The sequence below is a fragment of the Caballeronia sp. INML1 genome (assembly GCF_023631085.1).
Taxonomy (GTDB): Bacteria; Pseudomonadota; Gammaproteobacteria; order Burkholderiales; family Burkholderiaceae; genus Caballeronia; species Caballeronia turbans.
On sequence record NZ_JALQDT010000004.1, the window covers coordinates 108,357 to 131,731 of the forward strand.

21 protein-coding genes are annotated in these 23,375 nt (G+C 63.2%); 16 read left to right on the forward strand and 5 right to left on the reverse strand.

Going from position 1 to position 23,375, the window contains the following annotated elements; all coding sequences use genetic code 11:
• Window positions 1-4 precede the first annotated feature (4 nt).
• Window positions 5-1,600 (forward strand): MFS transporter, encoded by a 1,596-nt coding sequence (locus NCR38_RS01550; protein WP_061117856.1) that lies wholly within the window; start codon window positions 5-7, stop codon window positions 1,598-1,600.
• A 17-nt stretch (window positions 1,601-1,617) separates the two neighbouring features.
• Window positions 1,618-2,088 carry a MarR family winged helix-turn-helix transcriptional regulator gene (locus NCR38_RS01555; protein ID WP_250476262.1) on the forward strand — a complete coding sequence of 157 codons (471 nt, stop codon included), beginning with the start codon at window positions 1,618-1,620 and terminating at the stop codon, window positions 2,086-2,088.
• Here NCR38_RS01555 and NCR38_RS01560 read toward each other — a convergent pair.
• Entirely contained in the window at window positions 2,085-3,359 is a 1,275-nt protein-coding gene (locus tag NCR38_RS01560; RefSeq protein ID WP_250476263.1) for an amino acid deaminase, read from the reverse strand. The genes NCR38_RS01555 and NCR38_RS01560 overlap by 4 nt on opposite strands.
• Before the next feature lie 145 nt (window positions 3,360-3,504).
• Here NCR38_RS01560 and NCR38_RS01565 point away from each other — a divergent pair, with 145 nt between their 5' ends.
• The 3 genes from NCR38_RS01565 to NCR38_RS01575 are packed head-to-tail and all read left to right on the forward strand — an operon-like array spanning window position 3,505 to window position 6,291.
• Window positions 3,505-4,392: a MurR/RpiR family transcriptional regulator gene (locus NCR38_RS01565; protein ID WP_250476264.1), complete on the forward strand. Its 888-nt coding sequence runs from the start codon at window positions 3,505-3,507 to the stop codon at window positions 4,390-4,392.
• Between the two features lie 2 nt (window positions 4,393-4,394).
• Complete coding sequence (locus tag NCR38_RS01570; protein WP_250476265.1) at window positions 4,395-5,879, forward strand: amidohydrolase family protein; 1,485 nt, start codon at window positions 4,395-4,397, stop codon at window positions 5,877-5,879.
• Between the two features lie 31 nt (window positions 5,880-5,910).
• On the forward strand, window positions 5,911-6,291 hold the full coding sequence (locus NCR38_RS01575; protein WP_106854831.1) for a RidA family protein: 381 nt from the start codon (window positions 5,911-5,913) through the stop codon (window positions 6,289-6,291).
• A 55-nt stretch (window positions 6,292-6,346) separates the two neighbouring features.
• On the opposite strand, the gene queF is transcribed toward NCR38_RS01575, so the two are convergent.
• From queF to NCR38_RS01595, 4 genes are all read right to left on the reverse strand, one after another.
• On the reverse strand, window positions 6,347-7,171 hold the full coding sequence (gene queF / locus NCR38_RS01580; RefSeq protein ID WP_061117851.1) for an NADPH-dependent 7-cyano-7-deazaguanine reductase QueF: 825 nt from the start codon (window positions 7,169-7,171) through the stop codon (window positions 6,347-6,349).
• Window positions 7,168-8,082: a 5'-nucleotidase gene (locus tag NCR38_RS01585; RefSeq protein ID WP_061117850.1), complete on the reverse strand. Its 915-nt coding sequence runs from the start codon at window positions 8,080-8,082 to the stop codon at window positions 7,168-7,170. The genes queF and NCR38_RS01585 overlap by 4 nt, the downstream gene beginning before the upstream one ends.
• Window positions 8,083-8,088: 6 nt before the next feature.
• Window positions 8,089-9,612 (reverse strand): threonine ammonia-lyase, biosynthetic, encoded by a 1,524-nt coding sequence (ilvA, locus tag NCR38_RS01590; protein ID WP_250476266.1) that lies wholly within the window; start codon window positions 9,610-9,612, stop codon window positions 8,089-8,091.
• 229 nt (window positions 9,613-9,841) lie between these two features.
• Entirely contained in the window at window positions 9,842-10,045 is a 204-nt protein-coding gene (locus NCR38_RS01595) for a hypothetical protein (RefSeq protein WP_250476267.1), read from the reverse strand.
• Window positions 10,046-10,137: 92 nt separating this feature from the next.
• Here NCR38_RS01595 and NCR38_RS01600 point away from each other — a divergent pair, with 92 nt between their 5' ends.
• From NCR38_RS01600 to aspS, 11 genes are all read left to right on the forward strand, one after another.
• Window positions 10,138-14,232 (forward strand): FAD/FMN-binding oxidoreductase, encoded by a 4,095-nt coding sequence (locus NCR38_RS01600; protein WP_061117848.1) that lies wholly within the window; start codon window positions 10,138-10,140, stop codon window positions 14,230-14,232.
• 35 nt (window positions 14,233-14,267) lie between these two features.
• Window positions 14,268-14,714 carry an HIT family protein gene (locus tag NCR38_RS01605; protein ID WP_061117847.1) on the forward strand — a complete coding sequence of 149 codons (447 nt, stop codon included), beginning with the start codon at window positions 14,268-14,270 and terminating at the stop codon, window positions 14,712-14,714.
• Between the two features lie 9 nt (window positions 14,715-14,723).
• Entirely contained in the window at window positions 14,724-15,131 is a 408-nt protein-coding gene (locus NCR38_RS01610; protein WP_250476268.1) for a gamma-butyrobetaine hydroxylase-like domain-containing protein, read from the forward strand.
• A gap of 83 nt (window positions 15,132-15,214) precedes the next feature.
• Window positions 15,215-15,946, forward strand: coding sequence for a bifunctional demethylmenaquinone methyltransferase/2-methoxy-6-polyprenyl-1,4-benzoquinol methylase UbiE (gene ubiE / locus NCR38_RS01615; protein WP_250476269.1), 732 nt, complete (start codon window positions 15,215-15,217; stop codon window positions 15,944-15,946).
• Between the two features lie 25 nt (window positions 15,947-15,971).
• Entirely contained in the window at window positions 15,972-16,985 is a 1,014-nt protein-coding gene (locus NCR38_RS01620; protein ID WP_250476270.1) for a Tim44 domain-containing protein, read from the forward strand.
• A gap of 218 nt (window positions 16,986-17,203) precedes the next feature.
• The gene (locus NCR38_RS01625; protein WP_250476271.1) at window positions 17,204-17,875 is read left to right on the forward strand and encodes an SCP2 domain-containing protein; all 672 of its coding nucleotides are present in this window, start codon (window positions 17,204-17,206) and stop codon (window positions 17,873-17,875) included.
• 22 nt (window positions 17,876-17,897) lie between these two features.
• Complete coding sequence (gene ubiB, locus NCR38_RS01630; protein WP_250476272.1) at window positions 17,898-19,466, forward strand: ubiquinone biosynthesis regulatory protein kinase UbiB; 1,569 nt, start codon at window positions 17,898-17,900, stop codon at window positions 19,464-19,466.
• A gap of 11 nt (window positions 19,467-19,477) precedes the next feature.
• Complete coding sequence (locus tag NCR38_RS01635; RefSeq protein WP_250476273.1) at window positions 19,478-20,095, forward strand: methyltransferase domain-containing protein; 618 nt, start codon at window positions 19,478-19,480, stop codon at window positions 20,093-20,095.
• Between the two features lie 144 nt (window positions 20,096-20,239).
• Window positions 20,240-20,584 (forward strand): FmdB family zinc ribbon protein, encoded by a 345-nt coding sequence (locus NCR38_RS01640; RefSeq protein WP_250476274.1) that lies wholly within the window; start codon window positions 20,240-20,242, stop codon window positions 20,582-20,584.
• Window positions 20,585-20,718: 134 nt separating this feature from the next.
• Window positions 20,719-21,381 carry a DUF502 domain-containing protein gene (locus tag NCR38_RS01645; RefSeq protein ID WP_061117840.1) on the forward strand — a complete coding sequence of 221 codons (663 nt, stop codon included), beginning with the start codon at window positions 20,719-20,721 and terminating at the stop codon, window positions 21,379-21,381.
• Between the two features lie 94 nt (window positions 21,382-21,475).
• Window positions 21,476-23,278, forward strand: a complete 1,803-nt coding sequence (aspS, locus tag NCR38_RS01650) for an aspartate--tRNA ligase (RefSeq protein ID WP_061117839.1) — start codon at window positions 21,476-21,478, stop codon at window positions 23,276-23,278.
• The last annotated feature ends 97 nt before the right edge of the window (window positions 23,279-23,375 follow it).

A 23,375-nucleotide genomic window follows, 5' to 3' on the forward strand; every position in this document is an offset into this window, starting at 1 on the left:
AAAAATGGCCGTTCACACAGCCGCGCACCATTCCAGCGGACAGGTCCTGCCTTTCCGCGAATCCCTCATGGCGATGCTGGGCGTCTCGTTCGTCACGATGCTCGTCGCGCTCGACCAAACGGTGGTGGGCACCGCGCTGCCGACGATCGTCGCCGAGCTTAAAGGCTTCGATCTCTACGCGTGGGTCGCCACGTCGTATCTTCTGACTTCCGTCATCACCGTGCCGATTTTCGGCCGGCTCGGCGACTACTACGGACGCAAGCCGTTCGTGATCGCGTCAATCGTCGTGTTTACCGTCGCCTCGGTGCTCTGCGGACTCGCCAACAGCATGATGTTCCTCGTGCTGGCGCGCGGGTTGCAAGGCATCGGCGGCGGTATGCTCGTCGGCACTGCGTTCGCGTGCATCGCCGATCTCTTTCCGGACAACGTCGTGCGCCTGCGCTGGCAAGTGCTGATGAGCTCGGCGTTCGGCATCGCGAACGCGGTCGGGCCGTCGCTCGGCGGTTTTCTCACGCAATATTACGGCTGGCGCTCGGTGTTCTATGTGAACCTGCCGGTGGGCATCGTCTCGCTTTATTTCGTATGGCGTTTTCTGCCGCATCTGCGCCACGTCGCGCATGAAGGCAAAATGCGCCTCGACTGGCCCGGCGCCGCGCTCATCGCGGTGGCGCTCGGCGCATTGCAATTGTTCGTCGAAATGCTGCCGAAGCATGGTCTCGGCGCCGAGACCGCCGCGTTGCTCGCGCTGAGCGTCGCCGCCGGCGTCGCGCTGTGGAAATGGGAAATGCGCTGCGACTACGCGATTCTGCCCGTCGACATGTTCCGCAACAAGGCGCTCGCCGCGCTCTTCACGCTCGCCATTCTCGGCGGCTTCACCATGTTTTCGTTGCTGTTTTACGCGCCGTTGCTGTTTCAGGGCGGCTTCGGCATGTCGCCGAAAGACGCAGGCATGATGATCACGCCGCTCGTCGTGTTCATCACGATCGGCAGTATCGTAAACGGGCGCATCGTCACGCGCCTGAAGAACGCCAATCTGATGCTGTATGTCGGCTTCGCGTTGCTCGCCGTCTCGTGTCTGGGCATCGTCGTCGCCACGCACAACATGCCGCGCTCGCTGCTGCTCGTGATCATGCTGCTCGGTGGCCTCGGTCTCGGCTTCGTGATGCCGAATCTCACCGTGTTCGCGCAGCAGACCGCAGGGCGCGCGCATCTGGGTATCGCGACGGCGCTGTTGCAATCGCTGCGCATGATCGGCGGGATGATTGGCACCGCGCTCACCGGTACGCTCGTGAGCCATCTGTACGCGAGCGGCGTGAGTCTCGCGCTCGAAAAGGATCACGCGATGCGCTGGGTCGGCGATCTCTCCGATCCGCAGATTCTCATCAACCGCGAAGGACAGCAGGCGTTGCTCTCGCAACTGACGGCGGCTGGCCATAGCGGGGCGATGCTGCTCGAAGCCGCGCGCGAGGCGCTCGTCGCCGCGATTCACATCGGCCTCGCAGTGGCGGCGGTGGTCGCGGTGGTGTCGCTGTGGCAGTCGCGCCGTGTGCCGCCGGTGCGCCTGAAAGGGCCGCAGGAACCGGTCATCCTCGCCGAATGACTACGGAAATCGAAAGCATGAATGAACAGGACCGTATCGCCGTGGTGCAGCAGTTCGGGCGCACGTATCGCGCGTTCATGTCGGCGTTCGAGGCGGCCGTCGGCCAGCCGATGCCGCGCTGGCGCATCCTGCTCGCGTTGCATGAACACGCGGGCGTGCTGTCGCAGAAGAGGCTCGTCGAACGTTTGAAGGTGGACCCGGGCGCGCTGACGCGGCAGTTGAAGACGCTGGAAGGGCTCGGCTGGATCGTGCGCAGCGTCGATGCACGCGACAATCGCGTGTCGAATGTCGCGCTGACGGCGCAAGGGCGCGCGATGGCCGAAGAAAGCCTGCCGCGTCGCAACGCGTTTCTGCACGACACGATGGCTTCGTTGCCCGATGAAGCGATCGAAGCGTTGTCGAGCGCGCTTCACATGTTCGAGGGACGCATTCAGGAAGTGGCGGCCGCGAACGCGTCGCAAGCGGCCGCCGTCGAAGTGAAAGCTTAAAAGAACGTTTCGATCACCTCGGTGACGCGGTATTTCGGATCCAGGACGAGAATCTGACGCCACTTGTCGAAGGTCAGGCACGGGTGCGAGATGTCGAACGCGATCATGTCGCCGACTTTCACGTCGTCGCCCGGCTTGATGCGCAAGTACGCGTGCTGGTCCATCAGGCCGAAAATCTCCCAGCCTTCGTCGCGCGAAACATCGCGCGGCGCTTCATTGCCCGGACGATAATGCTTCGCCGGCTCGGGCATACCCGCATCGAATGCGGAATCGCGCTTGCCGAGCCCGATGATCGCGCGATCCGGTTCGGGAATCGACTGCACATACGCCCACAACTGCAGCGCCGGCTTCAAACCTTGCCCCATCTTCTTCGCGATCGGATTGCGCGCGAAGATCTCGTTCTGCGCTTTCTTGTAGATGCCGACATCGTGCGTCAGATAGCAGCCCGGGCGCAGCACGACTTCGATCGCGTCGCTGTTGGCCTTCGCGAATTCGTCAGCGACGACGTCATACCATGCCGATCCCGCGCCCGAGAGAATCGCGGGCTTGCGCGCGATCTTGCCGTCCGCGATCAGCTTGCGCGTGACGTCCACCGCGCTTTGCAGGAACGCGCGAACTTTCGTTTCGTCCTGCAGCACGCCCTCATACAACTCGATGCCCGCAAGTTCGATCGTGCCTTGCCAGCGCGCGATCGCAGCGAGCACCGCATCGCGCTGCGCGTCGTCGCGCACGCCGGTGCGTCCGCCCGGCACGCCGAGCTCGATCAGGACGTTCAGCTTTTTGCGGACGGAACTGAAGAATTCTCCGAGCTGATCGACGCCGTCGGCTGAATCGACCAGACAGAAGAACTCGAAATTCGGATCGGTGAGCAACTCGGCGATCATGCCCATGTTGCGTTTGCCGACGAGCTGATTGGCCATCAGGATGCGATGCACGCCGCCGCGATACGCCGCGCGCACCTGATGCGCGGTCGCGAGCGTGATGCCCCACGCGCCGGCGTCGAGCTGACGGCGAAAGAGTTGCGGCGCCATCGTCGTCTTGCCGTGCGGCGCGAGCTTCACGCCGTATTCGCCGACGAACGCCTGCATCCACTTCAGGTTGTGCTCGATGCGATCGGAATAGAGCACGGCGGCGGGCAGGCTCACGTCCTCTTCGAGCAGATTCCATTGCAGGCGCGACGCGTCGTTCAACTGGATGCCCGTGCCCGGCACCATGCCGAGACCCTTGCCGAACGGGTCGATCGTCGCGTTCTGATAGTTTGTAACTTTCATGTGCTGCTACTCCATCGTCCGTTTAAATAAACCTTGCGCACGACTCGATGCGCATCAGAGTTGACGGTGCTATGTTAACCAAAGTAGCATCCGCGATGGAAATGTTATTTAGTAACACGAGCTTCACGTAAACCCGCAACCCGATATGAACGGCCACGCCGACATGCTCAGTTTCGACATCGTCGCACGCATCGCGGAGCGCGCGCCCGAGTTGCGCAGCGCCGAGCGCAAGGTCGCCGCGCTGATTCTCGACGACCTGACGGGCGCATCGCGCGCGAGCATCGGTGCGCTCGCCGACAAGGCGGACGTGAGCATCGCGACCGTGACGCGTTTCGCGAAGGCGGTCGGCTGCGTGGACGTGCGCGAATTGAAGCTTCGGCTCGCGCAGGCGGCGGCCGTGGGTCAGCGCTTTCTGAAGCGCGAGCCTGATGCGGTGCCCGATTCGCTCGCCGCGCGCATTTTCGAGGAAGTGCAGGCGACGCTCGCGCAGAATCAGGGCGCGCTCGCCGCCGCGCCGATCGCCGAAGCCGCGGACGCGCTCGCCGCGGCATCGATGATCTACGTGTTCGGCATGGGCGGCGGCTCGACCGCCCTCGCCGACGAGATGCGTTTTCGTCTCGTGCGGCTCGGACGGCCGGTCGCGTCCTATCAGGACGGGCTGTTGCAGCGGATGGTCGCGTCGACGTTATCGAAAGAACATCTCGTGGTTGCGCTATCGGTGACGGGGCAGACGCCGGAGATAGTCGAAAGCTGTCAGCTCGCGAAACAGTACGGCGCGCGCGTGATCGCACTGACCGCGCCCGCGTCGCCGCTCGGCGCGCTTGCGGACTGGCTGATTCCGGTCATCGCGATCGAAACGGATTTCATCTACAAACCGTCGTCGTCCCGCTACGCGATGATGATGGCGCTCGATTTGCTCGTCACCGAACTGGCCGTCAAGCAGGCCGACCACAGCCGCGAACTGTTGCGCCGCATGAAACACGCGCTCGATTCGCATCGCGGCGGCGGCGAGCGTCAACCTTTGGGAGACTGATCATGGAATCGTTGAAAGCCGACACGCTGATCGTCGGCGCGCGCGTGATCGACGGCACGGGCGCGCCCGCCGTCGAGCGCGATGTCGCCGTGCGCGACGGGCGCATCGTGGCGATCGAGGCGCCGGGCGGCTTGTCCGGCTGGCATGCCGATGAAACCTTCGACGCCGAGGGCAAAGTGCTCGCGCCCGGTTTCATCGACGTTCACACGCACGACGACACGCACGTGATCCGCTCGCCGCAGATGATGCCGAAGATCACACAGGGCGTGACGACGGTGATCGTCGGCAATTGCGGCATCAGCGCGTCGCCGGTGACGTTGAAGGGCGATCCGCCCGATCCGATGAACCTGCTCGGCGACGCCACCGCATTCAGATATCCGACCTTCGCCGCTTATGTCGATGCCGTCAACGAAGCGCGTCCGGCGGTGAATGTCGGCGCACTGATCGGGCATACGGCACTACGCAATAATCATATGGACCGGCTGGATCGCGCGGCCAGCGCCGATGAAGTCGCGGGCATGCGCGCGCAACTCGAAGAAGCGCTGGATAACGGCGCGCTCGGCTTGTCGAGCGGGCTCGCGTACGGATCGGCGTTCAGCGCGCCGCCGGAAGAAGTGCAGGCGCTGGCCGAGCCGCTCGCCAAAGCCGGCGCGCTCTACACGACGCACATGCGCACCGAATTCGACGCGATTCTCGATGCGATGGACGAGGCGTATCGCGTCGGCCGTCATGCGCGCGTGCCGGTGGTGATCTCGCATCTGAAGTGCGCGGGGCCGTCGAACTGGGGACGCAGCACGGAAGTGTTGAAGTCGATGGAAACCGTGCGCGACGGCCAGCCGGTCGGCTGCGATTGCTACCCGTACAACCGGAGTTCGTCGACGCTCGATCTGAAGCAGGTCACGGGCGATATCGACATCACGATCACGTGGTCGACGCCGCATCCGGAGATGGCGGGCAAGCTGATCCGCGAAGTCGCCGACGAGTGGAAAGTCAGCCAGCAGGAAGCGGCGAAGCGCCTGCAGCCGGCGGGCGCGGTGTATCACAACATGTCGGAAGACGACGTGCGTCGCATCCTCTCGCATCCCGCGACGATGGTCGGCTCCGACGGCTTGCCGAACGATCCGCTGCCGCATCCGCGTTTGTGGGGCGCGTTTCCGCGCGTGCTCGGCCACTACGCGCGCGACACGGCGCTGATTTCGCTCGAGGAAGCGGTGCGCAAGATGACGAGCCTGTCGGCGCGGCGCTTCGGTTTGACGGAGCGCGGCGAGTTGAAGGTCGGCTATCACGCGGATCTGGTCGTGTTCGATCCGGAGCGTGTGCGCGATGCCGCGACGTTCGCGAAGCCGCAGCAGGCGGCCGACGGCATCGACGCGGTGTGGGTGAATGGCGTTTTGACGTATCGCGAGCAGGCCGTGACCGGCGCGCGCGCGGGACGTTTCGTGGCGCGCGGCGCGGCATCGAAGCTCGATGCGCAGGGCGCGTTTTGAATTCTTATCGCATGGAAAAAGGAGCAGGACGATGAAGCGTTATGGCGTGGAAGGTGGCAAGGGACAAGGCGGCGCGCACATGCCGTTCGCACGCGCGGTCGAGGCGGATGGCTGGCTGTTCGTGTCGGGCCAGACGCCGATGGAAAACGGCGAGGTGATCAACGGCGGCATTGTCGAGCAATCGCACAAGGCGATTCAGAACGTGCTCGCGATTTTGAAGGAAGCCGGTTACGGCACGGAAGATGTCGTGCGCTGCGGCGTGTGGCTGGACGATCCGCGCGATTTCGCGTCGTTCAACAAGGTCTTCAAAGAGTACTTCGGCGCGAATCCGCCGGCGCGCGCGTGCGTGGTGTCGTCGATGGTGATCGACTGCAAGGTCGAGGTGGATTGCGTGGCTTATAAGAAGGCGTAAGCGCGATCGCGGCTCTGGTTCATCGAAAGCAGAGCCGCGTCATCATTAATCTGTTTTACTGCCGCGCCAGCCGCGCATTATCCGGCATCGGCAGATTGAAGTTCGTCCGAAACGGGTTGATGTCGAGCCCGCCGCGCCGCGTGTATCGCGCATACACCGCCAGCCGCTCCGGTCTGCATTCCCGCATGATGTCCATAAAGATGCGCTCGACGCATTGCTCATGGAACCCGGTATGTCCGCGATAAGAAACTATGTATCGCAACAATCCCGCATGATCGATCTGTCCGCCGTAGTAGCGAATCTGCACGCTGCCCCAGTCCGGCTGTCCCGTCACCGGGCAGTTCGATTTCAACAGATTCGAGAACAGCGTCTCATCGGTCGGCGTTTCGTCGTGCGCCGCCTTCAGGAGCGACGGATCCGGCGTGAAAACCTCACAATCGAGATCGAGTCGATCCAGAGACAAACCGTCGAATTCTTCCATCGTCAGCTTGCCGAAGTCGCCGGGCGCCGCGAGCTGTACCGACACCGTCGCGCCGCAGATCGCGGATACGTCGCGTTTGATGGCGGCGCGCACGTCGTCGATGGAATCGAACTGCGTCTGCGCGAACGAGCCGAGATACAGCTTGAACGACTTCGACTCCACGATATTCGGCGAGTCCGCCGGCACGAAGAAGGTCGCGACCGCCACCTGCGGCTTGCCGCGCCGGTTCAGCCACGACAATTCATAGGCGTTCCAGATATCCGTGCCGAAGAACGGCAGACGCGCGGGCACGCCGATCGAATCGCGCGCGCGCTTGCGATCGATCGGAAACAGCAACGATGCGTCGTACTGTTCGGTGTAGTGGACGGGCTTGCCGAGCGGAGATTGATCGGGTGTCATGATGCGTTCGCAATGCCGCTGAGAACATGCCCCGTCGCGGTGACGACGCGGGCCGATTCGCAGTGGCGAATTTGATCGTCGAAGAAAAAATCGGGCTCGAATTCTCGCAGGAATTCGCCTTTGTCGAGGCCGCCGAGAAACATCGCTTCGTCGATTTCGATGTCCCAGGCCATCAGCGTGCGGATCGCGCGCTCATGCGCGGGCGCGGAGCGCGCGGTGACGAGCGCGGTGCGGATGTGCATCGGCGACTTGCTTTCGTTGTCGTCGGCGATGCGCTGCAACTTGTTCAACGCCGCCAGCAGCGGTTTGAGCGGGCCGCCGGGAAGCGGCGAATCCTTCTTTTGCGTTTCGTGGCCGACGAACGCGCCGAGCCCCTCGCTCTGAAAGATGCGCTCGGCTTCGTCGGAGAACAGAACGGCGTCGCCGTCGAACGCGATGCGAATCTCGTCCGCATAACGGCTCGCGGCGCGCGGCGTTTCCGGCAGTACGCGCGCAGCAGGAAAACCGGCGGCGAGCGCGTCGCGCACATCGTGCGGATTCGCCGACAGAAACAGCGACGCCCGCAGCGGCTTCAGATACGCGAACGGCGAGCGGCCGCGCGTGAACACGCCGCGCTCGATCGCGAGACCATGCTCGCGGCACGAATGAAACGCGCGCAGACCGCTGATCGGATCGCTGCGCGACAGAATCACCACTTCGACGCGCTGTTCGCCCGCGTTGAGCGCGAGCAGCTTGCGGATCAGCCCGAACGCGACGCCCGGCTTCGCGGGCGTCTCCAGCCGTGAACGTTGCAACGCTTCGTATTGGGCGAGATCGCCCGTCTCGAAGACGCGGTTCTCTTCCTCGAAATCGAAAAGCGCGCGCGACGAAATCGCGACGACGAGCTTGTCTTCGAGCGTGAACTTCGGCATCGCTGCTTAAGCCAGGAACAGCTTGTACACCGGGTTCGCGCCTTCGTCCCACCACGGATAGCCGAGCGTCGCGAGGAAGCGCTCGAACTCCGCGTTGTCCGACTGCGGCACCTGAATGCCGACGAGAATCGAGCTGGTATCCGCGCCCTGATTCCGATAATGGAACAGGCTGATGTTCCAGTCCGGCGCCATCGACGACAGGAACTTCATCAGCGCGCCCGGGCGCTCCGGGAATTCGAAGCGCAGCAGGCGTTCGTCCCGTGCGAGCGGCGAATGACCGCCGACCATGTAACGGATGTGCTGTTTCGAAAGTTCATCGTGCGACAGGTCGACCGTCGCGAAACCATGCTCGACGAACGACGACATCATCTGCGCCGTTTCCTTGCGCGACTTGATCTGCACGCCGACGAAGATATGCGCGGCCTTTTCATCGGCAATGCGGTAGTTGAATTCCGTCACGCTGCGTGTGCCGACGAGCTCGCAGAAGCGCCTGAAGCTGCCGCGCTCTTCTGGAATCGTCACGGCGAACACGGCTTCGCGCGCCTCGCCGACTTCCGCGCGCTCCGCGACGAAGCGCATGCGGTCGAAGTTCATGTTCGCGCCCGACGTCACCGCGACGAGCGTCTTGCCTTCGATGCCTTCGCGCTCCGCGTAGAGCTTGGCGCCCGCGACAGCGAGCGATCCCGCCGGCTCGAGCACGCTGCGGGTGTCCTGAAACACGTCCTTGATCGCTGCGCAAAGCGCGTCGGTATCGACGGTGACGACTTCATCGAGCAACTCGTTGCACAGCCGGAACGTCTCCTCGCCGACGAGCTTCACCGCCGTGCCATCCGAAAACAGCCCGACTTCGTTCAGCGTGATGCGTTTGCCGGCCTCGATCGACTGCGCCATCGCGCAGGAATCCTCGGTCTGCACGCCGATCACCTTGATCTCCGGCCGCACCGCCTTGATGTACGCCGCGACGCCCGCCGCGAGTCCACCGCCGCCGATCGGCACGAAGATCGCGTGAATCGGGGCCTGGTGCTGGCGCAGGATCTCCATGGCAATAGTGCCCTGTCCGGCGATCACGTCCGGATCGTCGAACGGGTGCACGAAGGTCAGGCCGCGCTCTTCCTGAAGCTGCACGGCGCGCGCGTACGCGTCGCTGTACGATTCGCCCGCGAGCACCACTTCGACGGTCGGTCCGCCATGCGCGCGGATCGCGTCGATCTTGACCTGCGGGGTTGTGGTCGGCACTGCGATCACCGCACGGCAGCCGAGCCGCGCCGCCGACAGCGCCACACCCTGCGCATGATTGCCCGCCGACGCCGTGATCACGCCGCGCGCGAGTTCGTCCGCCGACAGATTCGCCATCTTGTTGTAAGCGCCGCGAATTTTGAAGGAGAACACCGGCTGGTTGTCCTCGCGCTTCAGGAACACGGAATTGCGCAGACGCGCCGACAGGATGCGCGCGGGTTCGAGCTCGCTCTCCCGCGCGACGTCGTACACGCGCGCGGTCAGCACTTTCTTCAGGTAGTCGGGATGTGTCATGCGTGGAATCGTCACGCGGCAACGGTGCGCGCGGGTTTTTGAGGGCGAAAGCATTAATGATAGCGCCAACCGCGCGCCCTCCGGGCACGCCATGCGTTTCTACCGTCCGGACGGTCGTGCAAAAAAGCGTCGAAAATGACACGAACGCGTCGCGAATGCGCACGCAAAAGCCCCTTCTCGCTGCTAGCAACCGCGAACGCGCGTCACCGCGATGAGTTAGAATTTCCTTTTACGAATCAGCAATCAGGATCGGCAGATGCACCGGCAGCTTCGGATCGATTTTTGGGCGCATGTCTCCCGCGCGTCGCACCCGGCGGCCGAGCGGCATGCGCGCCGCGCGCGATCGTGGCGTTGATCCAGGGCACATCGAAGGCGCCGTGATGGAGTTCACTTCGCCGCGTTTCACGCTGCGTGACCCGGCGGCCTTCGCCAAGATAAGTCTCATTCGAAAATTTGCGCCCCCACGCGCATCGTCGGCGTTTCCGCTTTTCGAAGCGCGCCCGCCGGCACACCGAACCGTCGAACATGAACGCACCTCAAGCCTTCGATCCGAACGGCGCCCATGCCGCCTTGGCGCTCGATGTCGAGCCCCGTCTGCGCGAAATCCCCTATAACTACACGTCGTTCTCCGATCGTGAAATCGTCATGCGGCTCCTGGGCGACGAAGCCTGGGCCGTGCTCGACGAACTTCGCAACGAGCGCCGCACGGGCCGCTCCGCGCGCATGCTGTACGAAGTGCTCGGCGATATCTGGGTCGTGCGGCGCAATCCGTATCTCCAGGACGACCTGCTGGACAACCCGAAGCGCCGCGCGCTGCTGGTCGAGGCGCTGAATCACCGGCTCACGGAGATCGATAAGCGCCGCAGCGCCGATCTCACCGCGCATAGCGACGAAGCCGGCAGCCGCGAGCGCGCCGAGCGCGTGCAGTTGCTGATTACCGCCGCGCGCCGCGCCGTCGACGACTTCGCCTCCGAGTTCGGCAGCATGGCCGACTTGCGCCGGCGCGCTTCGCGCGTGCTGGGCAAGGAGACGCAGAAAGACAACATCAAGTTCGATGGCCTGTCGCGCGTCTCGCACGTCACCGACGCGACGGACTGGCGCGTCGAATACCCGTTCGTCGTGCTGACGCCGGACACCGAAGGCGAAATCGCCGGCCTGATCAAGGCGTGCTTCGAACTGGGACTCACCGTCATTCCGCGCGGCGGCGGCACCGGCTATACGGGCGGCGCGATTCCGCTCACGCCGTTCTCGGCCGTCATCAACACGGAAAAGCTCGAGCAGCTCGGTCCCGTCGAGATGACCGATCTGCCGGGCGTCGATCACAAGGTCGCGACGATTTTCTCCGGCGCGGGCGTCGTCACACGGCGCGTCACCGAGGCGGCCGAGCAGGCGGGCTTTGTGTTCGCCGTCGATCCGACTTCGCTCGATGCATCGTGCGTCGGCGGCAATGTCGCGATGAACGCGGGCGGCAAGAAGGCCGTGTTGTGGGGCACGGCGCTCGACAACCTCGCGTGGTGGCGCATGGTCGATCCGGAAGGCAACTGGCTCGAAGTCACGCGTCTGGATCACAACTGCGGCAAGATTCACGACGTCGAAGTGGCGCGCTTCCGGCTCGACTGGTTCGACGGCAATCGTCCGCCGGGCGAGAAACTTCTGCGTACCGAAAATCTCGACATCACCGGCCGCACGTTCCGCAAGGAAGGGCTCGGCAAGGACGTCACCGACAAATTCCTCGCCGGCCTTCCCGGCGTGCAGAAGGAAGGCTGCGACGGGCTGATCACGTCCGCGCGCTGGATCCTGCACAAGATGCCCGCGCACACGCGCACCGTTTGCCTCGAATTCTTCGGCCAGGCGCGCGACGCAATTCCGAGCATCGTGGAGATCAAGGACTATCTCTTCGAAACGTCGAAGCAGGGCGGCGCGATTCTCGCCGGCCTGGAGCATCTCGATGAGCGCTATCTGCGCGCGGTCGGCTACGCGACCAAGAGCAAGCGCAATGCTTTCCCGAAGATGGTGCTGATCGGCGATATCGTCGGCAATGACGCCGATGCCGTCGCCGCCGCGACTTCCGAAGTCGTGCGCATGGCCAACGGCAAGAGCGGCGAAGGCTTCGTCGCCGTGAACGCCGAGGCGCGCAAGCGTTTCTGGCTCGACCGCTCGCGCACCGCGGCGATCGCAAAGCATACGAACGCGTTCAAGATCAACGAAGACGTCGTGATCCCGCTCAACCGCATGGGTGAGTACACGGACGGCATCGAGCGCATCAATATCGAGCTGTCGATCAAGAACAAGCTGCAACTCGTCGATGCGCTCGAAGCGTTCTTCCGCACCGGCAAGCTGCCGCTCGGCAAGACCGACGACGCGAACGAAATTCCCAGCGCCGAACTCCTCGAAGATCGCGTGCAGCAGGCGCTCGACCTGCTCAAGCGCGTGCGCGAGCGCTGGACCTTCGTCAGCGAAAAGCTCGACATGCCGTTGCGCGAGGCGCAGCACTATCTCGTCAATCTCGGCTACGCAGCGCTCGCCGAAAAGCTCGCGGATCGCGTCGACGTGCAGCCGGATGCGAACATCTTCCACGTCGCGCAGGATCGCACGGTGCGCATCTCGTGGAAGCAGGAGATTCGCGCGGAACTGCGTCAGATCTTCAACGGCGGCGAATTCAAGCCGATCCTCGACGAAGCGCAGGCCATCCACAAGCAGGTTCTGCGCGGACGCGTGTTCGTCGCGCTGCACATGCATGCGGGCGATGGCAACGTGCACACCAACATTCCTGTCAACTCCGACAACTACGAGATGCTGCAGGACGCGCATCACGCGGTGGCGCGCATCATGAAGCTCGCGCGTTCGCTCGATGGCGTGATTTCGGGCGAGCACGGTATCGGCATCACCAAGCTGGAGTTTCTGACCGAAGAGGAAATCGGCGATTTCCGCGCGTACAAGCAGCGCGTCGATCCGCACGGTCGCTTCAACAAGGGCAAGCTGTTCGAAGGGGCGGACCTGCGCAACGCCTACACGCCGAGCTTCGGGCTGATGGGCTACGAGTCGCTCATCATGCAGCAGTCGGATATCGGCGCGATTTCCGATTCGATCAAGGACTGCCTGCGCTGCGGCAAGTGCAAGCCGGTCTGCGCGACGCACGTGCCGCGCGCGAACCTGCTGTACAGCCCGCGCAACAAGATTCTCGCGACTTCGCTGCTGGTCGAGGCGTTCCTGTATGAAGAGCAGACGCGCCGCGGCGTATCGATCAAGCATTGGGACGAGTTCAACGACGTCGCCGATCACTGCACGGTCTGCCATAAATGCGTGACGCCATGCCCGGTGAAGATCGACTTCGGCGATGTCACGATGAACATGCGCAATCTTTTGCGCAAGATGGGCAAGAAGAAGTTCAACGCGGGCAACGCGGCGGGCATGTTCTTCCTCAATGCGACGAATCCGCAGACCATCAATCTCGCGCGCACCGCGATGATGGGTGTCGGCTACAAGGCGCAGCGCTTCGGCAACGACGTGCTGAAGAAGTTCGCGAAGAAGCAGACGGCGAAACCGCCCGCGACGGTCGGCAAGCCGCCCGTGGTCACGCAGGTGATCCACTTCATGAACAAGAAGATGCCGGGCAATCTGCCTAAGAAGACGGCGCGCGCGCTGCTGGATATCGAAGACAACAAGATCGTTCCGATCATCCGCAATCCGAAGACGACTACCGTCGATTCGGAAGCCGTGTTCTATTTCCCCGGCTGCGGCTCGGAGCGCCTGTTCTCGCAAGTCGGGCTCGCGACGCAGGCCATGTTGTGGGAAGCGGGCGTGCAGACCGTGCTGCCGCCGGGCTATCTGTGCTGCGGTTATCCGCAGCGCGGCTCGGGGCAGTACGACAAGGCCGAGAAGATCGTCACGGACAATCGGGTGCTGTTCCATCGGGTCGCGAATACGCTGAACTATCTCGATATCAAGACCGTGGTCGTGTCGTGCGGAACCTGCTACGACCAGCTTGCGGGCTATGAATTCGAGAAGATCTTCCCGGGCTGCCGGATCATCGACATTCACGAATTCCTGCTCGAAAAGAACATCAAGCTCGACGGCGTGACGGGCACGCGCTACATGTACCACGACCCGTGTCACTCGCCGATCAAGACGATGGACCCGGTCAAGCTCGTCAACGACCTGATGGGCTCCAAGAACGACGGCTACAAGATCGAGAAGAACGATCGTTGCTGCGGCGAGTCGGGCACGCTGGCGGTCACGCGGCCCGACATTTCGACGCAAGTGCGCTTCCGCAAGGAAGAGGAGATCCGCAAGGGCGCGGCCAGGTTGCGCGGAATCCCGCTCGTCGCCGAAGCGGGCGCGAACGCCATCAACATGGCGAACGCGGCGGCCGGTGCGGCGGGCGCGCAACCGGGCTCGGTGCTCAAGGCCGGCGACGGTCCGCAACCGAATGGCCAGGACGTGAAAATCCTCACGAGCTGCCCGTCGTGCTTGCAGGGCCTGTCGCGCTACAACGAGGACGCCAACATCGAGGCGGACTATATCGTCGTGGAAATGGCGCGCAAGGTGCTCGGCGAAAACTGGATGGAACAGTATGTCGAAAGCGCGAACAATGGCGGTATCGAGCGCGTGCTGGTGTAATAGCGAAATCGAGGTTGATTCGCTAGAGGGTCGAGATGGACTGTGTGTTTTGCCGTGAAGACGGCGGTGAGGTGCTGTGGTCGGACGACGCATTGCGCGTCGTCCTCGCTGACGAGCCCGACTGGCCGGGACTGTGCCGCGTGATCTGGGGCGCGCATGTCGCCGAAATGTCCGATTTGTCGGATGGTGACCGTGCGCGCGTGATGACGGCCGTGAACGGCGTCGAGCGCGCGATGCGCCGCGTGCTCGTGCCGGAGAAGATCAATCTGGCGAGCCTCGGCAATCAGGTGCCGCACGTCCACTGGCACATCATTCCACGCTTTTCCAACGATTCCCGCTTCCCTCTGCCGATCTGGGCGCCACGCCAGCGCACGGTGTCCGAATCGCAGCTATCGAAACGCCGCGCGCAGGCGACGCTCTTGCGCGAGCAGGTGCGCAACGAGCTGAACCAGGCGTTCGGCCCGCAGGTTGGTCACCCATAAGACGACATCATGAGCGGACTCACTTCAACGACGCCGATTCCCACCGGCGTCGTCGTGCATTCGAAATCCCGCGTGCTCGAACTGCAATACGGCGGGGAGTCGTATCGCGTGCCGTTCGAGTTGCTGCGTGTCTACTCACCTTCCGCTGAAGTGCAGGGCCACGGACCGGGCCAGGACACCCTGCAGACCGGCAAGCGCGAGGTGACGATCATCGGCATCGATCCGGTCGGGCATTACGCGCTGCAACTGAATTTTTCGGACGGCCACAATACGGGCATCTATTCGTGGGACATCCTGCACAACCTGGCGACGCGGCAGGACCAATTGTGGCGCGAGTATCTGGCGAAACTGGAAGCCGCGGGCGTGGACCGCGACACGCCGATGGCAGCCAAACCAACCGGTGGCCACTGCCACTAAGCATCAAGGCTGCGGCATACGGCCGCACAGCCGGCGCGACGATTGCGCATACATAGAACGAACAACAGGCGAGGAAGAGCGCGATGAGCAAGACCCACTTCGGATACGAAACGGTCGACGAGCAGGACAAGGCGAAGAAAGTGGCGGGCGTGTTCCACTCCGTTGCTGGCAACTACGACTTGATGAACGACCTGATGTCCGGCGGACTGCATCGGATCTGGAAGCACTTCACGATCGGGCAGGCCAAGGTGCGGGCGGGCTACAAGGTGCTGGATATCGCGGGCGGCACGGGTGATCTGGCGATGGCCTTTGCCAAGCAGGCAGGCGAAACCGGCGAAGTCTGGCACACGGACATCAACGAATCGATGCTGCGGGTGGGCCGCGACCGGCTTATCGACAAAGGCGTGCTGACGCCCGCATTGCTGTGCGACGCGGAGAAGATTCCGTTCCCAAACAGTTATTTCAATGTTGTTACGGTTGCTTTCGGTCTTCGTAATATGACGCACAAGGACCGTGCGCTGGCGGAAATGACCCGCGTGCTGAAGCCGGGTGGCAAGCTTCTCGTGCTGGAATTCTCGAAGGTGTGGGAACCGCTCAAAAAGCCGTACGATATCTACAGTTTCAAGATTTTGCCGTGGCTTGGCGAAAAAGTGGCCAAAGATGCGGACAGCTATCGGTACCTCGCCGAGTCGATCCGCATGCACCCGGACCAGGAAACTTTGAAAACGATGATGGAACAAGCAGGCTTGGATCGAGTCGAATATTACAATTTGTCAGGTGGCGTGGTAGCGTTACACGTCGGGACAAAATTTTAGTGTTCCACTCTCTTAAGGATTCGATATGTTCGATTCGCGCAAACCCCAATCCCGGGGTTTCCTGAGCTTCTTTTTCAGGAAGGCCGGAGTCTTGGCGCTGGCTGGCGTTATTGCGGCCGGCGCAATCTTCGCGGAAACGGCGGAAGCCAAGCGCATGGGCAGCGGCCGCAGCATGGGCCGTCAGTCGGCCACGGCGACGCAGCAGCATCAAGCCACGCCGCCGTCGCAATCCATGCAGCAGGGGCAGGCGGGGCAGGCGGCGCAGGCTCAGCGCGCCCAGCCCGCGCCCGCTGCACCGGCAGCGGCGCAACCCGCGCGCAATCGCTGGCTCGGACCGATTGCCGGTCTTGCGGCGGGTCTCGGTATCGCGGCGCTGCTGTCGCACTTCGGGCTGGGCGAAGCGTTCGCCGGCGCGATGGCCAACATGATCATGATTGCCTTGATCGTGCTGGCGGCCGTCATGCTGTTCCGCTTCATCATGCGCAAGCGTCAGGGCAATAACACGCCTGCATACGCTGGTGCCGGTTCGGCCTCGGGTTCGCCGTACGGCGCCTCCGCGCGCACGAGCCTGAACCAAGACCCGCCGCAAGTGCCGCAACAGCCGAGCGGCTTCGGCGCGAACTACATCGAATCCGCGGCGCCGCAACCGGCCGTGAATCCAAACGTGCCGGCTGGCTTCGACACCGACGCATTCTTGCGTAACGCGAAGGTCTACTTCGTGCGACTTCAGGACGCGTGGGACCGCGGCAATGTCAACGACATCCGCGAATTCACGACGCCCGAAATGTTCGCCGAAGTGAAACTCGACGTCGATGCCCGCGGCAGCGCGCCGAACCGCACGGACGTGGTGCAGCTCAACGCCGATCTGCTCGGCGTCGAAGATCGCCCGAACGAGTACCTCGCTAGCGTGCGCTTCCACGGTCTCATCCGCGAGTCGGAAGGCACGGCGGCAGAGCCGTTCGTCGAGGTGTGGAACCTGTCGAAGCAAAAAGTCGGCAATGAAGGCTGGCTGCTGGCGGGGATTCAGCAGGTAAGTTGATGCCGGCAAGCGCAAATCTGTAGAGCGCCACCGCGTTGCTGTCCGGCGCGGTCTGCGCAGCGTATGTCGAGATAGTTATGGGAAACCGCGCGAAAGCGTCTCGCGCAGATTTACCCCGTAGAATAGGACCCGCGCGAGCCACCGCTTGCGCGGGTTTTTTTATCTCCGAATCGATGACGAACGCAGACGAATCCGCCCGTTCCGTAGCAAATCCCGCCATGAAGACCGCATCCAGTGGATTCGCGGCCGCCGTGAATCATCTGCTCGTGCGCGAGCCTTGGGCGCTCGAACGCCTCAAGCCGTACGCGAGCAAGCGTGTAAAGCTGTCGTGCACGCCGGTTTCGATCGCGCTCGCGGTGCAAGCTGATGGCCTTTTTGCCGCGACCACCGACGCCGAGGCGGGCGCATTCGACGTGACGATCGCCGTTCCGCTCGACGCGCTGCCGATATTTCTGCAAGGCGGACAGGCCGCGGTGATGAAGCATGTCCGGATCGAAGGCGACGCGGAGTTTGCGACGACCCTCGCAAAGCTCGCGGAGCATCTGCGCTGGGATCCCGAAGAGGATCTGGCGCGCGTGATCGGCGACGCGCCTGCGCATCGCGTGGGACTCGTCGCGCGGGCGGTGCAGGAGCAGGCGCAGCGCACCGGGCGGAATCTGCTGGACACTTTCACCGAATACTTCCTCGACGAGCGGCCGCAACTCGTGCGCAAGAGCGCGCTCGACGCGTTCAACGCCGAGCTTTCGAGAACGCGCGATGCGCTTGCGCGCGTCGAAAAGCGCATCGAAAGAATCGAGCAACAAAGCGGACAACGAACCGAACAACCACGGCCGGCAAGCGGTGCCTCAGCGCGAACCGGCGGCGAGTCTGTGCGCGACTCGCACGAATAACGAGCTGAAGCGAATTCGAACCATGCGTTTTCTGCGTTTTCTCAAGATTTTTTTCACGATCGTCCGCTTCGGGCTCGATGAACTCGTGATGAGCGGCATCGACGATCGACGCGTGCGCTTTCTCATGCGCATCACGACCTTCGGCCGCCGGTTCGAGATCGAGCGCGGCATCCGTCTGCGGCTCGCGCTGGAAAGCCTCGGACCGATCTTCGTGAAGTTCGGGCAGGTGCTGTCGACGCGGCGCGATCTTTTGCCCGTCGATGTCGCCAATGAACTCGCCAAGCTTCAGGATCAGGTTCCGCCGTTCGATTCGGCGGTGGCGGTGTCCATCATCGAAAAGTCGCTCGGTGCGCCCATCGACGAACTGTTCGACGATTTCGAGCGCGTGCCGGTGGCGAGCGCGTCGATCGCGCAGGTGCATTTCGCGAAGATCAGGTACGGCGAGCACGCGGGCAAGTCGGTTGCGGTGAAGGTGCTGCGCCCGGGCATGCTTCCCGTGATCGACTCCGACCTCGCGTTGCTGCGCGATATCGCGACGTGGGCCGAGCGCCTGTGGGCGGACGGCCGTCGCCTGAAGCCGCGCGAAGTCGTCGCCGAATTCGACAAATATCTGCACGATGAGCTCGACCTGATGCGCGAGGCCGCCAACGGCAGCCAGTTGCGCCGAAACTTCCAGGGCCTCGATCTGCTGCAAGTGCCGGAAATGTACTGGGATCTGTCGGCGCCGACGGTGCTCGTCATGGAGCGCATGGTCGGCGTGCCGATCAGCCAGGTGGAAACGCTGCGTGCGGCCGGCGTCGATATCCCGAAGCTCGCGCGCGAGGGCGTCGAGATTTTCTTCACGCAAGTGTTCCGCGACGGCTTCTTCCACGCCGACATGCACCCCGGCAACATTCAGGTCAGCCTTGATCCGGCGACGTTCGGGCGTTATATCGCGCTGGACTTCGGCATCGTCGGGGCGTTGTCGGACTTCGACAAGAACTACCTCGCCCAGAATTTTCTGGCGTTCTTCAAGCGCGACTATCACCGTGTCGCGACGCTGCATCTGGAATCCGGCTGGGTGCCGCCGAGCACGCGCGTCGAGGAGCTGGAAAGCGCGATTCGCGCGGTGTGCGAGCCGTACTTCGATCGCGCGCTGAAGGACATTTCGCTCGGGCAGGTGCTGATGCGCCTTTTCTCGACGTCGCGCCGCTTCAACGTCGAGATCCAGCCGCAACTCGTACTGCTGCAAAAGACGATGCTCAACGTCGAAGGGCTCGGGCGCTCCCTCGACCCGGAGCTCGATCTGTGGAAAACGGCCAAGCCGTATCTCGAGCGCTGGATGAACGAGCAGATTGGCTGGCGCGGCTGGTACGAGCGCCTGCAGATGGAAGCGCCGCAGTGGAGTAAGACGATTCCACAGTTGCCGCGACTGGTTCACCATATTCTTGCGGAGCGCCACGACGCGCCGAGGAGCGGCAGTGACGAACTCATGCGGATGCTTTTAGCCGAGCAAAAGCGCACGAACCGCCTGCTGGTGACGCTGCTCGTCGCCGGCCTCGTTGCGATGGCGGGCGCGGGTGTCGTGGCCGCGCAGTTTTTGCTTCACTGAACGCCGACATCATGAGCGATCCGACGAATCCAGACGTTCCCGATTTTCAGAACCGCGATCCGAATTCGCCGGGTTTTTGGGATGAACGCTTCGACCGACGGTTCACGCCGTGGGATCAGGCGGGCGTCCCGGAAATGTTCAAGACGTTCGTCGAGTCGCGCCATGCGCAGAATGTGCTCATTCCAGGCTGCGGCAGCGCGTACGAAGCGCTTTACCTGGCCGAACGCGGCTGGCCGGTGCGCGCGATCGACTTCTCCTCGGGCGCCGTTGAAGCGGCGCGTGCGCGACTCGGCGCGCATGCGGACGTCGTCGAAGAGGCGGATTTCTTCGCATACGCGCCGCCTTTTTCGCCCGACTGGATTTACGAACGGGCCTTTCTGTGCGCGCTGCCGAAAGTCCGCTGGCAGGACTACGCCACCCGGATGGCTGCGTTGCTCGAACCGGGTGCGCTGCTCGCCGGCTTCTTTTTCATCGGGTCGACGCCGAAAGGGCCGCCTTTCGGCATCGGGCGCGGCGAACTGGACGCGCTGCTGTCGCCGCACTTCGAGTTGACCGAAGACCGCGAGGTGAGCGGCTCGATTCCCGTATTCGCCGGCCGCGAACGGTGGATGACCTGGCGACGAATCTGAGCCGGCCGACTTGAAAACCGCCGACGGCGCCCCGAAATATCGGGCGATCAAGCTTGTGCCCGTCCTGCGGAAAATTGCGGGTCAAGTTTGCGGCTATAATTCAAGGCTTTGCAAGCGTCGACAGATCATTGTAGGAAGAGTGCCATGCCGATTTACGCGTACCGCTGCGCACACTGCGGCCACGAAAAAGACGTGCTTCAGAAACTGAGCGATGCGCCGCTCACGCAATGCCCTGCCTGCGGAAAGGATACGTTCTCGAAGCAGGTGACCGCCGCCGGATTCCAGCTGAAAGGCTCGGGTTGGTATGTCACCGATTTTCGAAGCGGCAATAACGGTTCGAAGGGCAGCGCACCGGCAACGAAAACGGAGGACGCTGCGACCGCTGGCTCCGGCAACGCGAATTCGGGCGACGCAACGCCGGCAAGCACGTCATCGTCGGATGCCGCCAAGCCCGCGGCGGGCGCCTCCGCATCGTCGGACGCTGCCTGAAGCGCCGGGTCGCCAGTCCGCCTGGCCTATGGCGCGCAGATGACCTCGCCGACCGCGCGCAATTTGGGCGCGGCTCGCCTGCCAAGCCGGATTTCCGACACGATCGGGAGCCGGCGCAGCCTCCGCCCCGTTAAATGACCACGAAAAAGACTACGCTGAAATCCGTGTTCCTCACCGGCCTGCTCGTGCTGGTGCCGCTCGCGATCACCTTGTGGGTACTGGGCCTCGTCATCGGGACGATGGACCAGACGCTCCTGCTCCTGCCGGAATCGTGGCAGCCCGAGCGCGTCGTCGGCTTTCACCTGCCGGGCGTGGGCGCCGTGCTGACGATTGCCTTCATTTTCATCGTCGGATTATTGACGCAGAACTTCGTTGGCCAGAAGCTCGTGAAATGGTGGGACGCCATCCTGCGCCATATCCCGGTGGTCGGGCCTTTGTATACGAGTGTGAAACAAGTATCGGATACGTTGCTCTCTTCGAGCGGTAACGCGTTCCGCAAGGCGCTGCTGATCGAATATCCGCGCAAGGGCTCGTATACCATTGGCTTTCTGACAGGCATTCCGGGCGGCGACGTGCTGAATCATCTCGGCGAAGAGCACGTGAGCGTCTACGTGCCGACGACGCCGAACCCGACGTCCGGCTTCTTCCTCATGATGCCGAAAAGCGAAGTGGTCGAACTGGACATGACCGTCGACGCCGCACTGAAGTACATCGTCTCGATGGGCGTGGTGGCCCCCGCCCCGAGCGCGCCGACGCCGGTCGCGCCCGCCCGCCGCCCCACCGAGCCGCCGATGTAATGCCGGCGCGCGCGAGCCTGGAGTCCGCCGACCGAAAGAGCGAGACCCGAACGCGCGAGCCGTTGATCAACGAACAACGAAAGACACAAACATCATGTCGATGCGATCTGAATACTGCGGTCTGGTGACCGAGGCCCGCCTGGGCCAAACCGTTTCGCTGTGCGGCTGGGTGCATCGCCGCCGCGATCACGGTGGCGTTATCTTCATCGACTTGCGCGATCGCGAAGGGCTCGTTCAGGTCGTCTGCGATCCGGACCGCGCCGAGATGTTCAAGGTGGCTGAAGGCGTGCGCAACGAATTCTGCGTACAGGTGAAGGGCGTCGTGCGCGAGCGTCCTGAAGGCACGGTCAACGCGAACCTCACGAGCGGCAAGATCGAAGTGCTGTGCCACGAGCTGACCGTGCTGAACGCATCGGTTACGCCGCCGTTCCAGCTCGACGACGACAACCTGTCGGAGACCACGCGCCTCACGCATCGCGTGCTCGATCTGCGCCGTCCGCAGATGCAGAAGAACCTGCGCTTGCGCTACCGCGTCGCCATGGAAGTGCGCAAGTATCTCGACGCGCAAGGCTTCATCGACATCGAAACGCCGATGCTGACCAAGAGCACGCCGGAAGGCGCGCGCGATTACCTCGTGCCATCGCGCGTGAACGCGGGTCAGTTCTTCGCGCTGCCGCAGTCGCCGCAATTGTTCAAGCAATTGCTGATGGTCGCGAACTTCGACCGCTACTACCAGATCACCAAATGCTTCCGCGACGAAGACCTGCGCGCCGACCGTCAGCCGGAATTTACGCAGATCGACTGCGAAACCTCGTTCCTGAACGAGCAGGAAATCCGCGATCTGTTCGAAGAGATGATCCGTCACGTCTTCAAGGAGACGATGGACGTCGCGCTGCCCGCAAAATTCCCGGTCATGCTGTACTCGGAAGCGATGCGCCGCTTCGGTTCGGACAAGCCCGATCTGCGCGTGAAGCTCGAATTTGCCGACCTCACGGATGCGGTGAAGGACGTCGACTTCAAGGTGTTCAGCATGCCGGCCAACTCGAAGGACGGCCGAGTCGCGGCGCTGCGCGTGCCGAAGGGCGGCGAACTGTCGCGCGGCGACATCGACGGCTACACGGAGTTCGTGCGCATCTACGGCGCGAAGGGCCTCGCGTGGATCAAGGTTAACGACAAGAGCCGCGGCCGCGACGGCCTGCAAAGCCCAATCGTCAAGAACCTGCATGACGCGGCGCTCGCGGCGATCATGGAGCGCACGGCGGCGCAAGACGGCGACATCATCTTCTTCGCGGCGGATCGCGCGAAGGTCGTGAACGACAGCCTCGGCGCGCTGCGCCTGAAGATCGGCCATTCGGAATTCGGCAAGGCGACCGGCCTGCTCGAAACCGGCTGGAAGCCGTTGTGGGTCATCGACTTCCCGATGTTCGAGTACGACGAGGAAGAGAACCGTTACGTGGCCGCGCATCACCCGTTCACGAGCCCGAAGGACGAGCACCTCGAGTACCTCGAAACCGACCCGGGCCGCTGCCTTGCGAAGGCATACGACATGGTGCTGAACGGCTGGGAAATCGGCGGCGGTTCGGTGCGTATCTTCCAGGAAGACGTGCAGAGCAAGGTGTTCCGCGCGCTGAAGATCGGCGCGGAAGAAGCGCGCCTGAAGTTCGGCTTCCTGCTCGACGCGCTTCAGTATGGCGCGCCGCCGCACGGCGGCATCGCGTTCGGTCTGGACCGCATCGTCACGTTGATGTCCGGCGCCGATTCGATCCGCGACACGATCGCATTCCCGAAGACGCAGCGCGCGCAGGATCTGCTCACGCAGGCGCCGAGCGAAGTGGACGAGCGCCAGTTGCGCGAGCTCCACATCCGTCTGCGTCAGCCGGAGCAGAAGGCGCACTGAGCCGCTTCGTTGTCGATGTGATGAAAAAGGCGCCGGGTGCGCCTTTTTCACTTTTTGCGTTACAGTCTTTGGGCACAGACAAATAATGAAACGCGCA

Coding starts and splice junctions, on each gene's coding strand:
- NCR38_RS01550 (WP_061117856.1), top strand. CDS start 5: ATGGCCGTTCACACAGCCGCGCACCATTCCAGCGGACAGGTCCTGCCT.
- NCR38_RS01555 (WP_250476262.1), top strand. CDS start 1,618: ATGAATGAACAGGACCGTATCGCCGTGGTGCAGCAGTTCGGGCGCACG.
- NCR38_RS01560 (WP_250476263.1), bottom strand. CDS start 3,359: ATGAAAGTTACAAACTATCAGAACGCGACGATCGACCCGTTCGGCAAG.
- NCR38_RS01565 (WP_250476264.1), top strand. CDS start 3,505: ATGAACGGCCACGCCGACATGCTCAGTTTCGACATCGTCGCACGCATC.
- NCR38_RS01570 (WP_250476265.1), top strand. CDS start 4,395: ATGGAATCGTTGAAAGCCGACACGCTGATCGTCGGCGCGCGCGTGATC.
- NCR38_RS01575 (WP_106854831.1), top strand. CDS start 5,911: ATGAAGCGTTATGGCGTGGAAGGTGGCAAGGGACAAGGCGGCGCGCAC.
- queF (WP_061117851.1), bottom strand. CDS start 7,171: ATGACACCCGATCAATCTCCGCTCGGCAAGCCCGTCCACTACACCGAA.
- NCR38_RS01585 (WP_061117850.1), bottom strand. CDS start 8,082: ATGCCGAAGTTCACGCTCGAAGACAAGCTCGTCGTCGCGATTTCGTCG.
- ilvA (WP_250476266.1), bottom strand. CDS start 9,612: ATGACACATCCCGACTACCTGAAGAAAGTGCTGACCGCGCGCGTGTAC.
- NCR38_RS01600 (WP_061117848.1), top strand. CDS start 10,138: ATGAACGCACCTCAAGCCTTCGATCCGAACGGCGCCCATGCCGCCTTG.
- NCR38_RS01605 (WP_061117847.1), top strand. CDS start 14,268: ATGGACTGTGTGTTTTGCCGTGAAGACGGCGGTGAGGTGCTGTGGTCG.
- NCR38_RS01610 (WP_250476268.1), top strand. CDS start 14,724: ATGAGCGGACTCACTTCAACGACGCCGATTCCCACCGGCGTCGTCGTG.
- ubiE (WP_250476269.1), top strand. CDS start 15,215: ATGAGCAAGACCCACTTCGGATACGAAACGGTCGACGAGCAGGACAAG.
- NCR38_RS01620 (WP_250476270.1), top strand. CDS start 15,972: ATGTTCGATTCGCGCAAACCCCAATCCCGGGGTTTCCTGAGCTTCTTT.
- NCR38_RS01625 (WP_250476271.1), top strand. CDS start 17,204: ATGAAGACCGCATCCAGTGGATTCGCGGCCGCCGTGAATCATCTGCTC.
- ubiB (WP_250476272.1), top strand. CDS start 17,898: ATGCGTTTTCTGCGTTTTCTCAAGATTTTTTTCACGATCGTCCGCTTC.
- NCR38_RS01635 (WP_250476273.1), top strand. CDS start 19,478: ATGAGCGATCCGACGAATCCAGACGTTCCCGATTTTCAGAACCGCGAT.
- NCR38_RS01640 (WP_250476274.1), top strand. CDS start 20,240: ATGCCGATTTACGCGTACCGCTGCGCACACTGCGGCCACGAAAAAGAC.
- NCR38_RS01645 (WP_061117840.1), top strand. CDS start 20,719: ATGACCACGAAAAAGACTACGCTGAAATCCGTGTTCCTCACCGGCCTG.
- aspS (WP_061117839.1), top strand. CDS start 21,476: ATGTCGATGCGATCTGAATACTGCGGTCTGGTGACCGAGGCCCGCCTG.